General features: G+C 71.4%; 10 protein-coding genes and 1 pseudogene. 3 read left to right on the forward strand and 8 right to left on the reverse strand.

Annotation, left to right across the window (positions count from 1 at the left end; translation table 11 throughout):
- Position 1: 1 nt before the first annotated feature.
- Positions 2–724 (forward strand): AIM24 family protein, encoded by a 723-nt coding sequence (locus tag ABWK99_RS06930; protein ID WP_372593972.1) that lies wholly within the window; start codon positions 2–4, stop codon positions 722–724.
- A gap of 53 nt (positions 725–777) precedes the next feature.
- On the opposite strand, the gene ABWK99_RS06935 is transcribed toward ABWK99_RS06930, so the two are convergent.
- Positions 778–3309, reverse strand: coding sequence for an EAL domain-containing protein (locus tag ABWK99_RS06935; RefSeq protein WP_372593973.1), 2532 nt, complete (start codon positions 3307–3309; stop codon positions 778–780).
- A gap of 196 nt (positions 3310–3505) precedes the next feature.
- On the opposite strand from ABWK99_RS06935, the gene ABWK99_RS06940 reads away from it, so the two are divergent.
- Positions 3506–4576, forward strand: coding sequence for a GGDEF domain-containing protein (locus ABWK99_RS06940; protein WP_372593974.1), 1071 nt, complete (start codon positions 3506–3508; stop codon positions 4574–4576).
- Positions 4577–4628: 52 nt separating this feature from the next.
- Here the strand turns inward: ABWK99_RS06940 and ABWK99_RS06945 are convergent, their stop codons facing one another.
- The 6 genes from ABWK99_RS06945 to ABWK99_RS06970 all read right to left on the reverse strand — a co-directional run bounded on the left by ABWK99_RS06945 (position 4629) and on the right by ABWK99_RS06970 (position 12229).
- A complete protein-coding gene (locus tag ABWK99_RS06945; protein WP_372593975.1) occupies positions 4629–6011 on the reverse strand; it encodes a UTP--glucose-1-phosphate uridylyltransferase in 1383 nt (460 codons plus the stop codon).
- 103 nt (positions 6012–6114) lie between these two features.
- The gene (locus ABWK99_RS06950; protein WP_372593976.1) at positions 6115–7809 is read right to left on the reverse strand and encodes a dipeptide ABC transporter ATP-binding protein; all 1695 of its coding nucleotides are present in this window, start codon (positions 7807–7809) and stop codon (positions 6115–6117) included.
- Positions 7806–8828: an ABC transporter permease gene (locus ABWK99_RS06955; protein WP_372593977.1), complete on the reverse strand. Its 1023-nt coding sequence runs from the start codon at positions 8826–8828 to the stop codon at positions 7806–7808. Before ABWK99_RS06955 ends, ABWK99_RS06950 begins: the two co-directional genes overlap by 4 nt.
- The gene (locus ABWK99_RS06960; RefSeq protein ID WP_372593978.1) at positions 8828–9913 is read right to left on the reverse strand and encodes an ABC transporter permease; all 1086 of its coding nucleotides are present in this window, start codon (positions 9911–9913) and stop codon (positions 8828–8830) included. Before ABWK99_RS06960 ends, ABWK99_RS06955 begins: the two co-directional genes overlap by 1 nt.
- A gap of 119 nt (positions 9914–10032) precedes the next feature.
- Positions 10033–11700 (reverse strand): ABC transporter substrate-binding protein, encoded by a 1668-nt coding sequence (locus tag ABWK99_RS06965; protein WP_372593979.1) that lies wholly within the window; start codon positions 11698–11700, stop codon positions 10033–10035.
- A gap of 199 nt (positions 11701–11899) precedes the next feature.
- Positions 11900–12229: a hypothetical protein gene (locus ABWK99_RS06970; RefSeq protein ID WP_372593980.1), complete on the reverse strand. Its 330-nt coding sequence runs from the start codon at positions 12227–12229 to the stop codon at positions 11900–11902.
- 48 nt (positions 12230–12277) lie between these two features.
- Here ABWK99_RS06970 and ABWK99_RS06975 point away from each other — a divergent pair.
- Positions 12278–12448 (forward strand): annotated as a pseudogene (locus ABWK99_RS06975) (DUF4229 domain-containing protein); the annotation flags it as partial.
- A gap of 96 nt (positions 12449–12544) precedes the next feature.
- On the opposite strand, the gene menA reads toward ABWK99_RS06975, so the two are convergent.
- On the reverse strand, positions 12545–13190 hold a 646-nt coding region (gene menA / locus ABWK99_RS06980; protein ID WP_372593981.1), incomplete at its 5' end, for a 1,4-dihydroxy-2-naphthoate octaprenyltransferase.

A 13190-nucleotide genomic window follows, 5' to 3' on the forward strand; every position in this document is an offset into this window, starting at 1 on the left:
GATCCACGGTTCACTCTTCACCGAGTTCAGCGAGAACGCCTCGCCCGACCCGTTCTCGCTGCAGAACAAGAAGCTGCTCAAGGTGCAGATGGGCTACGGGCCCGTCTGGGCGCGGACCGGCTCGATGGTCGCCTACCAGGGTGCGGTGACCTTCCAGAACAAGGGCTCCGGAGGGCTCGGCAAGATGCTCAAGTCCGCGGTGACGGGCGAAGGGGTCGACCTCATGCAGTGCACGGGCCAGGGCGAGATGTTCCTCGCGGACCGGGCGAGCGAGATCCAGGTCATGTACCTCGAGAACGACGCGATCTCGGTGAACGGGAACAACGTGCTGGCCTTCTCCTCCTCGATCGCGTGGGACATCCACCGCATCTCGGCCAGGGGCGGCGCGATGACCGGAGGCCTCTACAACGTCTCCCTGCGCGGTACCGGCTACGTGGCGGTGACGACGAAGGGCGATCCGGTCGCCCTCGACGTGGCCTCCGCGCCGACCTTCGCCGATGCGCAGGCCGTCGTGCTGTGGACCTCCGGGGTGTCGATGGACATCCGGATGGACACGGGCGGACTGTCCTCGCTGATCCGTGGGGGGACAGGGGAGATGTTCCAGATGGCCTTCGGCGGACAGGGGTACGTGCTCGTCCAGCCGAGCGAGTCCGTCGTGGAGGGCGAGCACAAGGGCTCGACGAGCAGCTCCGGCGGAGGCCTCGGCGGACTCTTCAACGGCTAACTGCGCGAGCCCGCACCAAAGGCTGGCGGCCGGAGCCTGCTCCTGTCCGCGGCTCAACCCCTCGCCGCGTCGTCCTCGGTGGTCGATCCGGCGAGGTCGGCACCGAGCAGCTCCTCGATCACCTGCGCGAGGGGGCCGGGACGGCCGACGCCGAAGCCCTGGAGCAGGTCCACCCCGATCTCGGTGACGGCCCGACGGATCTCGTCGTTCTCGACGTACTCCGCGACGGTCCGCTTGCCGAGCAGGTGACCCACTTGGTGGATCGAGCGCACCATGACCTCGTCGACCGGATCCTCGCGGACCCGGCGCACGAAGGTCCCGTCGATCTTCAGCACGTCCACCGGGAGGGTGCGCAGGTAGCTGAACGAGGACAGGCCGACGCCGAAGTCGTCGAGGGCCACCTGGCAGCCACGAGCCCTGAGCGTCCCGAGGAACCGGCTGGTGTCCTCCAGGTCCGCGATGACGGCGGTCTCGGTCACCTCGAAGCAGAAGTGCTCGCCGTCCAGGCCGAGCTCGTCGAACAGACCGTCGATGAAGGTCATCGTCTCGCTGTCGCCCACGCTGTCGCCGGAGAGGTTGATCGAGCAGGTCCTGATCTGCGCCAGCACCTGGGGCCGTTCGGCGAACCAGCGGAGGGTCGACTCGACCACCACCCGGTCGAGGGCCCCGGCCATCTGGTAGCGCTCCGCGGCCGGCAGGAACTCCCCGGGCGCTGCGAGGCGTCCCGTGTCGTCCTGGAGGCGCAGCAGGATCTCGAGGCTCGGCAGGTCCTCGCCGGCGCGGGCGGGCAGGATCGGCTGCGCCCACAGGACGACCTCGTGATGCTCGATGACGTCCTGGAGGCGTCGGACCCAGCCGAGCTCTCCGTGGCGCCTGCGCGCCCGCTCGTCGTCGCCGTGCGCGACGTGCAGGCGACCCCTGCCTGCCTCCTTGGCCAGGTAGCAGGCGCTGTCGGCGACGCGCAGCACCTCGGCGGCCGTGCCGCTCTCCCGACCGAGGGAGACGAGCCCGATGCTCACCCCGACCCGGTGCACGCGGTGCTCCCACTCGAAGCGTTCGGCCGCGACGGAGTCGCAGAGGTTCTGGGCCAGCCCGACCGCCTGCTCCTCGGCGCAGCCGCGCAGGATGATCCCGAACTCGTCGCCGCCGAGCCGGGCGACGGTGTCCGTCGCGCGGACCTGCGACTGGAGCACCCCGGCGAGGGTGCACAGCAGGGCGTCGCCGGCCACGTGGCCGTCGCTGTCGTTGACCACCTTGAACTGGTCGAGGTCGAGGTAGAGCACGGCGGAGGGGATCCCGTGCCGCGCGTCGTCGAGCGCCGTGTTGAGGTGGCGCTCGAACTCGGTCCTGTTGACCAGGCCGGTGAGCGCGTCGTGGCTGGCCTGGTGGGCCAGTGCGCGCGTGAGGGCCTTGGCGTCCGAGACGTCGTGGAAGACGAGCACGGCACCGAGCACCACACCGTGCGCGTCGCGGATCGGCGCGCTGGAGTCCTCGACCGAGATCAGGCGCCCGGCACGGTCCCGCAGGGCGGTATGGCTCGCGAGCCCCACCGGACGGCCCTCCCGGAGGCACCGGATCGCGGGGCTCTCCACCGGCTCCCCCGTGGACTCCGAGAACAACGTGAGGACCTCGTCGACGGGCCGTCCTTCAGCCTGGTCGGTCGTCCAGCCCGTGAGGCCCTCCGCGACCGGGTTGAGGTAGGTCACGCGGGCGTGAGCGTCGGTCGTGATGACCGCGTCCCCGATGCTCGCGAGCGTCACCTCGGCGCGTTCCTTCTCCGCGTGCAGGGCCGCCCGTGCCGCGCGCTGCTCGGTCGCGTCCGTGACGGTGACCTGCCAGCGGTAGGTCCCGTCGGGCATCGGCGCGCCGACGGCACGGCTCTCCATCATCCGCTCACCCCGGGTGGGGTGCTCGTAGCGGGTGTCGTACTCGAGGGTCAGCCTCTCCTGCGGCTCGGCACGAGCGCCGGCGATCATCGCGGGGATGACGTCGGCGAGGTCCTCGGGGTTCATCCGGTCCCGCAGGGTCTGCGGCCGGCTCAGCACCTCCTCGCGGGAGAAGCCCAGGATCTCCTCGCAGCGTTCGCTCGCGTAGATGATGTTGAGCTCGCCGACACCGTCCGGCCGCAGCGGCTCGAAGGCGACGATCACGCCGGGGGTGGAGGCGGTGAGCAGCTCCCAGCGCGAGCGCTCGATGAGGAGCTCCTCCGCCGCCTCGTGCTGCGCCGTGACGTCCACGCAGGAGCCGAACCACCGGTCGCCGGCCGCGTCACCGGCGCGCCGACCGTCGACGGCGAACCGGCGGTAGCCGCCGTCCGCGACGAGCAGCCGGATCGTCAGGCCGAGGCGCCCGGAGGCCTCGCCTGCGGCCCAGGCCTCGACGAGTGCCGCGCGGTCCTGGGGGTGGACGAGGTCGAGAGGGTTCCGGCCGTCGAGGCGCAGCGCGGCGACGTCGACGACCTCCGCCCACCGGGGGCCGAGCCAGTCGAGGCCGCTGTCGCGGGTCGCGGACCACAGCAGCTGGGGCAGGTGCTCGGCGAGACCGGTGAGGTCCACGCGGCCCTGGTCCTCGCTCGTCGTGCTCACCCCCCTGGAGGTCCTCGCTCGATCGTGTCTCGGGTGCCACGCTGACTCGTCGCGTACGCCGTTGGCGCCATCGTGGCACCCGCGCCGCAGTGCGCGAGCAGGGCTGCCTCCGAATGGGTGAGCGCCGGGCCCGGGGCACCGGGGGAAATACTGGCGCATGCCTTCACGTCGGCGCGAGTCGTGCCGATGAGGCCTTGTGGACGACGCGACCAGGACGACCGACGGGGCGGCCCCCGGCCACCGTTCGGAGCTCCAGGCCGTGCGGAGCTTCGTCGTCGCGATGTGCGTCGCCGGGGCGATCATCCCCGCCATCACCCTCGCCGTCGAGCCGGTCTCGATGACGCAGACCATCGGCTTCGCGGTCATCGCCGCGGGGATGGCCGGCACGGGGCTCCTGGTCTGGGCCGTGCGCCGTCCGCGTCGCTGGCTGCTCGAGATCGTGGCCCAGTGGGGGACCCTGCTGGTCGGCGGCAACATCGTGCTGATGCCGACGGTCGGCATCATGCCCGTCTACCTGCTCTGGCCGATGGTCCTCGTCGCCTACGTCGGCTCGCTGCGCGTGCTCGTCGGCACCTATCTCTGGGCGATGACCGTGCTCGGCGTCGCGGTGGTGCTCAACCCGCCGACCTTCGGCACGGCCGATGTGATGATCGGCATGGGGTCGACGCTGGCGATCATCGCCGGGATCGTCTGGATCGTGACCCAGCGCCAGGCCCGGCTCCGGGAGGAGCTGGAGATCGCGGCACGGACCGATCCGCTCACGGGTCTGCTCAACCGCCGCGCCTTCCTGCCGTGGCTCGGCGACGGGCTCGCTCGCGCCGCCGAGCAGGACCTCCCGTTCACGGTCGTCATGCTCGACCTCGACCACTTCAAGTCGATCAACGACCGGCTCGGCCACTTCGGCGGGGACCGGCTCCTCGTCGAGGTCGCGAAGGCGATGCGCGGGGCGTCGCGCGGCGACGACGTCCTGTGCCGCTTCGGCGGGGAGGAGTTCGCGGTCGGGCTCCCCGGGGCGACGGCGGATGAGGCGAGGGGCTATGCGGCTCGCCTCTCCGCAGCTCTCGCCCTTGCCGGCGCGCAGGAGGGCTGCGTCCTGACGGTCAGCGTGGGGGTCGCGAGCCGGGTGGGTGAGTGCGGGGTCGAGGAGCTCCTGCACGGAGCGGACGAGGCGCTGTACGCGGCCAAGCGGGCCGGTCGCAACCGTGCGGCGATCTGGGACGGTTCCACCACGGTGGATCCCGCCTTCCCCGCCCCGCTGCGCGGCTGAGCTGCCGCACGGTGGGCGGCACGCCTCCCGGCGCCGCCCACCTGCGCGATCCTCAGCCGCCGAGCACCGTGCCGGCGGAGATGGTCCCCGGCGCACCGTCGGCATCGACCCGTGCGGCGCCGACCGCCGCCACCCCGTCCTCGAAGGTCCACTCCCCGCGCACGGTGAGCGAGGTGGCCCCTCGCAGCGACGGTGCTCCGTCGGGGAAGTGGGCCTCGAAGGCCTGGACGGTCTTGTAGACCTTCGGGTCCAGGTCGACCAGCGGCGCTGCCTCGACCGCGAGGTGCAGCGTCCTGGCATCGGTCAGCTCGTAGGCGTCGGAGCGGACGAGCAGGAGGTCGTTCGTCGTCTTGACGGGCAGGAATCGCTCGCGGCCCACGACGATCGCCGTGGCCCCCTCGAAGACCTCGATCGCCGCGCCCATCGCCGTCTCGATCTGCAGGACGGCAGGGGAGGAGGAGTCCGTCGGGTCGACCGTCTTCTCGTTGCGGATCAGGGGGAGGCCCAGGACGGCGCCCCTGGCCTCGAGCGCTGCAGCGATCTGCTCCAGGTCGAACCACAGGTTGTTCGTGTGGAAGAACGGGTGCCGGTGCTCATCGGTGAAGTGGTGCATCTCCTCGGGCGCGGTCTGCGCCGTGTCGCGAAGGATGAGCCGCCCGTCGGCCTTGCGGACGGCCAGGTGGCCACCCTTGCGGTCCGCTGCGGTGCGGCGGCACAGCTCGGCGGCGTACGGCGCACCCGAAGCAGCGAACCAGCCGGCGATCCTGGCGTCGGGGGCCGCGCCCAGGTTGTCGGAGTTGGACACGCTCGCGTACCGGAACCCGGCGTCGAGGAGCTGCTGCAGAACGCCGGAGGCGAGCAGGGCCGTGTAGAGGTCGCCGTGCCCTGGCGGGCACCACTCGAGCGTGGGGTCGGCCGGCCAGGTCACCGGGGTGAGGTCCTCCGCGAGGAGCTTCGGCTCCTGGTTCTGCAGGAAGTCGAGGGGCAGCCCGTCGACGGCCAGGTCGGGGTAGCGCTCCAGGGCGGCGAGGGAGTCCGCCTGGGTGCGGAAGCTGTTCATCAGCACGAGGGGCAGGCGCACCCCGTGCTCCTCCCGCGCGTGCAGCACCTGCTCGACGATGAGGTCGAGGAAGGAGCGCCCGTCCCTGACCGGGAGGAGGGACTTGGCCTTGTCCATGCCCATGGACGTGCCCAGACCGCCGTTGAGCTTGAGGACGGCGGTGCGCGACAGCGCCTCGCGGGCGGCCTCGGGGTCGACGTCGAGCGCGTCCAGTCGCGCCGCGTCGAGGAGCGGGTCGATCGTGTCCTCGAGGATGAGGCCCGTCGCCCCGGCCTCCAGCTCGCGGTAGTAGTGCGAGAAGACCTCGATCGCGGCGGGGGTGACCCCTGCCGACGTCATCTTCTCCTGGGCCTGGCGCAGTCCGGCGTCGCTCATGGGTCGATGGTAGGGAATCGCGCGGGGGTCGGCGCGACCCCTGGTCCCAGGTGGACGGGCCGGCGAGGGCGGGCGGGGACCGCGTGCCCCGCTGCGTCCCGGCTCAGCGGGCGTCGGCCGCCCGGAGCGCCTCCCACTCGGCCCGGCGTCCGGCCTGCTCGACGGGATCGGGGACGGGCAGCGAGGCCAGCAGCCGGCGAGTGTACGGGTCACGAGGAGAGCCGAGGACCTCGTCGCCGGTGCCCTCCTCCACGACCTTGCCGTGGTAGAGCACGACGATGCGGTCCGCGAGCATGTCCACCACCGCGAGGTCGTGGCTGATGAACAGGGCGGCGAAGCCCAGCTCGCGCTGGAGCTCGTCGAACAGGTCGAGGACCTTCGCCTGGACGGACACGTCCAGGGCTGAGGTGGGCTCGTCGGCGATGAGCAGCTCGGGCTGCAGGGCGATGGCGCGGGCGAGGCTCGCGCGCTGGCGCTGACCGCCGGAGAGCTCGTGCGGGAAGCGGTCGCCGAAGGCCTTGGGGAGCTGGACCGCCTCGAGGAGCTCGTCGACCCGGCCGCGGGCCTCGTGCGGGGAACCGGCCCTCCCGTGCACGACGAGGGGCTCGGCGACGCACTCGGCGATCGTCAGGAGCGGGTTGAAGCTGGTCGCCGGGTCCTGGAAGACGAAGCCGATCCGGCTGCGGACCGGCCGGAAGTGCCGCTCGTGCACGCCGTTCATCTCGATCCCGTGCACGGTGAGCGACCCGCCGCTGACCTTGGTGAGCCCGGCGATGGCCCGCCCGATCGTCGTCTTCCCGCTGCCCGACTCGCCCACCAGGCCCAGCACCTCGCCGGGCCGGATGCTCAGGTCGACGCCGTCGACCGCGACGAAGTCGGGCTGCCGGAACCGGCCGGGGTAGACGATCCGCAGGCCCGTCGCCTCGACGACGGGCGTCCGCTCGGCCCAGCCCTCCGGCCGCCGTGCGGCGCGCTCGTGCGCCCTCGCCAGCCCCTCGCCGATCCGCGGGACCGCTGCGAGCAGCTGCCGGGTGTACGGCTCGCGCGGGGAGGAGAACAGCGTGCGGACATCGGCCTGCTCGACGATCCGGCCCTGGAACATCACCGCGACCCGGTCCGCGAGGTCCGCCACGACGCCCATGTTGTGGGTGATGAGCACGATCGAGGTGCCGAACTCGTCACGGCAGCGGCGCAGCAGGTCGAGGATCTCGGCCTGGACGGTGACGTCGAGGGCCGTCGTGGGCTCGTCAGCGATGATCACGCCCGGGTCGAGCACGAGGGCCTGGGCGATGACGATGCGCTGCTTCTGACCGCCGGAGAACTGGTGCGGGTAGTGGTCGATCCGCTCCTCCGGGTCGGGGATGCCGACCCGACGCAGGATGTCGATCGCCTGAGCCCTCGCCTCGGCGCGGGTGTACGTCCCGTGCGCCCGGAGGCCCTCGATGATCTGCCAGCCGACGGGGTAGACGGGGTTGAGCGCCGTGGACGGCTCCTGGAACACCATCGCCGCGTCGCGACCGCGCAGGTGCCGGAGCCGGGCCCCGGAGACCTGGAGCACGTCGTTCTCGTCCGAGCCGTCCTTGTGCCGCAGGATCACCGCACCGCGGGTCCGCGCCGTCTCGGGAAGCAGGCCGAGGATCGTCTTGGCGGTGACGGTCTTGCCGCTGCCCGACTCCCCGACGATGGCGAGCACCTCACCGGGGTGCACCGACAGGCTCACGCCGTCGACGGCGACGACGGTGCCGGCATCCGTGGCGAAGGAGATGCCGAGGTCCTGGATGTCGACGACGTCGCTCATCGTGCTGCTCCTTCGTCCGTCGGGTCGAGGTCGACACCGAGGTCCTCCGGCGGGGTCTGCTCCGCCGCCCGGCGGGTGCGCAGCCGCGGGTCGGCGAGGTCGTTGAGGCTCTCGCCGACGAGCGTGAGGCCCAGCACGACGAGCACGATCGCCAGTCCGGGGAACATCGAGGTCCACCAGATCCCGCTCGTCACGTCGGACAGCGCCTTGTTGAGGTCGTAGCCCCACTCGGCGGCCGCGGAGGGCTCGATGCCGAAGCCGAGGAAGCCCAGCCCCGCCAGGGTGAGGATCGCCTCGGAGGCGTTGAGCGTGAGGATGAGCGGAAGGGTGCGGGTCGCGTTGCGCAGCACGTGCCGGCCCATGATCCGCAGGTGCGAGGCGCCGATCACCCGTGCCGACTCGACGAAGGCCTCGGCCTTGATCCGGACCACCTCGGAGCGGACCACCCGGAAGTACTGCGGGATGAAGATCACCGTGATGGACAGCGCAGCGGCGAGGACCCCCGCCCACAGGCCTGACTGGCCGCCGCTGATGACGATCGCCATGACGATCGCGAGCAGCAGGGAGGGGAAGGCGTAGATCGCGTCGGCCATCACGACGAGCACGCGATCGAGCCAGCCACCGAAGTAGCCGGAGATCAGGCCGAGCAGCACTCCCGCGACGATCGACAGCGCGATCGCCGTGACGATCACCAGGAAGGCGGTGCGCGAGCCCCAGATCACCCGGGAGAGCACGTCATAGCCGCCGACGGTCGTGCCGAGCAGGTGTGCGGCGGAAGGTGCCTGCTGGGCGCCGAAGGTGCCGTCCGCGTCCCGCAGCTGGGAGTAGCCGTAGGGAGCGAGCACCGGGGCGAGCAGGGCGGTGATCAGGAAGATCCCGGAGAGCACGAGGCCGACGATGAGCATCCCGCGCTGGAGGCCGACGCTCTGCCGCAGCTGGGCGACGATCGGCAGCCGGTGCCAGCGCGGCCCGCGTCCCGCGGGTGCCGCGGAGACGGGGGCGGTCTGGGGAGCGGACATCAGTACCTCACCCTCGGGTCGATGAGCGCCGCGAGGACGTCCACGAGGAAGTTCGTCACCGCGACGATCACGGCGAGCACCGCGACGATCCCCTGGACGGCCACGAAGTCCCGGGCCTGCAGGTAGGCCGCGAGCTGGAAGCCCAGGCCCTTCCACTCGAACGTCGTCTCGGTCAGGACCGCGCCGCCGAGCAGCAGGGCGATCTGCAGGCCCATCACGGTGATGATCGGGATGAGGGCCGGGCGGTAGGCGTGGGTCTTGAGCAGCCGGCGCTCGCCCACCCCCCGCGAGCGGGCGGCCTCGACGTAGCCGCTGCCCAGGGTGCCGATGACGTTCGTCCGTACGAGCCGGAGGAAGACCCCGGCCGTGAGCAGCCCGAGCGCGAGGGCCGGCAGCACGGCGTGCTGCAGGACGTCGCCGACCACCGCGGGATCACCCGTCTGGATGGCGTCGATGAGGTAGATGCCGGTGGGGTTGTCCAGGACCTGCATGTCGATCTCCGCGCCGGTGCTGGCTCGGCCGGCGACCGGCAGCACGTCCAGCCAGACGGCGAAGACGAGCTTGAGCAGGAGCCCTGCGAAGAAGACGGGGGTCGCGTAGGCGAGGATCGCGAGGACCCGCAGCACGGCGTCCGGGGCCTTGTCGCGGTGGTAGGCCGCGAGGCGACCCAGCGGGATGCCGAGCAGGAGGGCGACGATCAGGGCGTAGACGGCGAGCTCGAGGGTCGCGGAGCCGAAGGTCGTCAGCACCTCCGTCACCGGACGGCGGTCGCTCAGCGTGGTCCCGAAGTCCCCGCGGACGATCCCGCCGAGGTACTCCACGTACTGCGTCAGCAGCGGTCGGTCGTAGCCCGCCTGCGCGATCCGCTCGGCGAGCTGCTCGGCGGGGAGGCGGCCACCCTGCGCTGCGGTGATCGGGTCACCCGTGGCCCGCATGAGCATGAAGACCGTGGTGACCAGGATGAAGACGGTCGGGATGATCAGCAGGGCCCTGACGACGACGTACCGGCCGAGGCTCCCTCCGCGATCGCGCCGTGCCGTGGTGACCGGCGCTGGGCCGGTCTCCGGTTCGATCGTGGCCGTCATCGTTCCCGCTTCCTTGTGCCGGTCCTGCCCACGGACCGCGGAACGCGGGCCCCTCGCACGTGGCGAGGGGCCCGCGTTCCGTGATCCGTGCTGGGTGCTGCTGTCCTGCGCGACGGAGGTCAGCCCTTGCTGAGGGCTCCGTAGCGGAACTTGAACGAGGCGTCGAGCGTCGTGTCGGCGCCCTCGACCGTCGCCCCGACCACGGCGACCTGCGCGCCCTGGAGGTACGGCACGGTGGAGAGGTCGGCGGCGACGCCGGCCTGGATCTCCTCGATGAGCGCCGTGCGCTCCGCCGGGTCCGGAGTGCTCGCCTGGGCGAGGATCTTGTCGTTCACGTCGCTGTTCTCGTAGTGGTTCCCCAGGAAGTTGTCCGTGAGGAAGAACGGCGTGAGGTAGTTGTCCGCGTCGGAGTAGTCCGGGAACCAGCCGAGCTGGTAGGCGGGGTACACGTCGGCGGTGCGGTCCTTGGCGTACTGGACCCACTCGGTGGTCTGCAGGTCGACCGTGAACAGGCCGCTCGACTCGAGCTGGTCCTTGATCAGCGCGTACTCGTCACCCGAGGACGGGCCGTAGTGGTCGTTCGAGTACTGCAGGTTGAGCGCGACCGGGGTGCTGACCCCGGCGTCCGCGAGGGTCGCGGTCGCCTTGTCGACGTCCGGGCCGCCCGCCCCGTCGCCGTACAGGTCCTTGAGGACCTCGGTGGCTCCGGTCAGGCCGGCCGGGACGTAGGAGTACAGCGGGGTGTAGGTGCCCTTGTAGACCTGGTCCGAGATCTCCTCGCGGTCGAGGAGATCGGCGACGGCCTGGCGCACGGCGAGTGCCTTGGCCTCGTCGGCCTCGGCCGTCGTCGCGCCGTAGGGCTGGGTGTCGAAGTTGAAGACGATGTAGCGGATCTCTCCACCGGGACCGTCGACGACCTTCACGGCGTCGTTCGTCCGCAGGTCGGCGATGTCCGTCGCGGACAGGCTGCGGTACGCGACGTCGATGTTCCCCTCCTGGATCTCCAGCTTGAGGTTCGACGCCTCGGCGTAGTACTTGACGTTGACCGTCTCCGTCTTCGGCGCGCCGAGCAGCCCCTGGTAGTCGGGGTTGGCCTCGTACGAGACGAGGTTGTTCTGGTCGTAGCTCGTGATGACGTACGGGCCGGCGAAGGCGTTCCCCGCGACGATGTCGGCGTCGGGGGTCAGCGCGTCTGCGGCGAAGACCTCCTCGTCGACGATCGGCCCGGCCGGGCTCGACAGGATCTGGGGGAAGACCTGGTCGTCAGCGGTCTTCAGGGTGAACACGACGGTCGTGTCGTCCGGGGCGGCGACGCTCTCGAGGTTGTAGAGCAGCGAGCCGGGGCCGTTGCCGTCGTCGGCGCCGCTGGCGAAGATCGCGAGCTGGCGGTCGAAGGTGAACTTGACGTCCGAGGAGGTCAGCTCGTTGCCGTTGGACCACGTCAGTCCGGGCTTGAGCGTGACGGTGTACTCCGTCGGGCTCGTGAACTCGGCCGACTCGGCGATGTCCGGCTCGACGTCCGGGCTGCCGTAGGGGGTGTTGAGCAGGAACGGGAAGACCTGGTTCATCACCGCGAAGGAGCCGTTGTCGTAGGAACCGGCCGGGTCGATCGTGGTGATCTTGTCGGTGGTCCCGATGATGATCGAGCCGCCGGCGCTCGTCGAACCCCCGGTCGTCTCGTCGTCCGAGCTGCTCGAGCCGGAGCAGGCGGTCAGTGCCAGGGCGGTGACGGTGAGCCCCGAGAGCGCGAGGAGCGCGCGTCGGTCGGACCTGATCGGGGATCGCATGGAGACCTCTTCCGTGTGGAGAACGACGCGTCATCTGGTCACCCCATACGGGGGAGGCGCGCCTGGTGTCCATGAGTAGCACAAGAACGTCCCAGCAGGTGGACATTCGGTCGAGCCGTAACAGAGCCGCAACCTAGGAGGAGGGCGCGGCCGGCGGACCGAGGGGAGTCGTCGGTGTGCGGGGCGCGGAGCGCCCCGATCAGTCCTTCTCGGTCTCGTCCCGTTCATGACGGCGCCGTTCCTGCTCGAGGGGGCAGAGGTAGTCGGGATCGTCGTCCGGTGCGGCGGGACCTCCGGGCCGGCGACCACCCGGTCCTGACCGGCCGGTGGGCCCCGGGGTCGAGCCGCGCCTGCGCGAGGTGCTGATCGCGACCCACAGGACGGTGCCGAAGACGGGCAGCAGGACGATCAGCGCGAGCCATCCCCACAGAGGCAGCCCCTCGCGTTCGTAGGGCTCGCTACGCCGCAGGTCGAGGAGCCCGTACAGCAGGGCTGCGATCGGGATGACGTAGAGCAACACCTTGAGCATCACTCCAGGGTACGTACCCGCGCCTAGGCTTGCTCGGTGCCCTTCCTCGTGTACTCCCTCCAGCGGCTCGGTCTCTTCGCCACAGCCCTCCTCGCGCTGTCCGCCCTCCGCCTCGGCGGCTGGCTCCTCGTGGTCCTCGCGGCGTTCCTCGCGTGGGCCGTCTCGTACCTCGCGCTCGCCGGCTCGCGCGACCGCGCCGCCCTGTGGGTCGCGGCACGTGTCGAGCGGCGAAGGACGGGCCCCCGGTTCAGCGCGGCGCTCGACCGGGACGCGCTCGAGGAGGACGCCGAAGCCGTGGCGTGGGCCGGCGGACCCTCAGACGGCGAGGCCGATACCGAGCAGGACGCCGTAGCCGAGCTCGAGCATCCCGGTGCCGGCGAGGACCGGACGCAGCAGGACCCCGCGCGCCCCGGCCAGGACGGTGGTGGCCAGCAGGCCGACGGGGAACGCGAGCAGCAGCACGAGCAGTGACCAGGGCGCCAACGGCGCGCAGCTGAGGGCGAGGAGGATCGGGAGCACGAGGAACGCGGCGTAGAGGCGTCGGGCCCGGCGCTCGCCGAGCCGGACCGCGAGGGTGCGCTTGCCCGCGAGGACGTCGGTCGGGATGTCCCTGATGTTGTTGACCATGAGCAGCGCGCATGCGAGCAGGCCGATCCCGATCGCGCCCGCCCATGCCGGCCAGGACACCGTCCCCGTCTGCGTGTACGTGGTGCCGAGCACGGCGACGAGCCCGAAGAAGACGAAGACCCCGACCTCGCCGAAGCCCAGGTAGCCGTAGGGGTGCCGTCCGCCGGTGTAGGTCCACGCTGCGACGACGGCGCCGAGCCCGACGGCGAGCAGCCACCACTGACCCGAGAGGGCCACCAGGGTGAGCCCGAACAGGCCGCCCACGCCGAACGCGGCGAAGGCCGCGGTGCGCACCTGCGCCGGCCGAGCGGCGCCGGAACCGGTCAGGCGGAGC

The organism is Actinotalea sp., from assembly GCF_041597215.1.
Lineage (GTDB): Bacteria > Actinomycetota > Actinomycetes > Actinomycetales > Cellulomonadaceae > Actinotalea.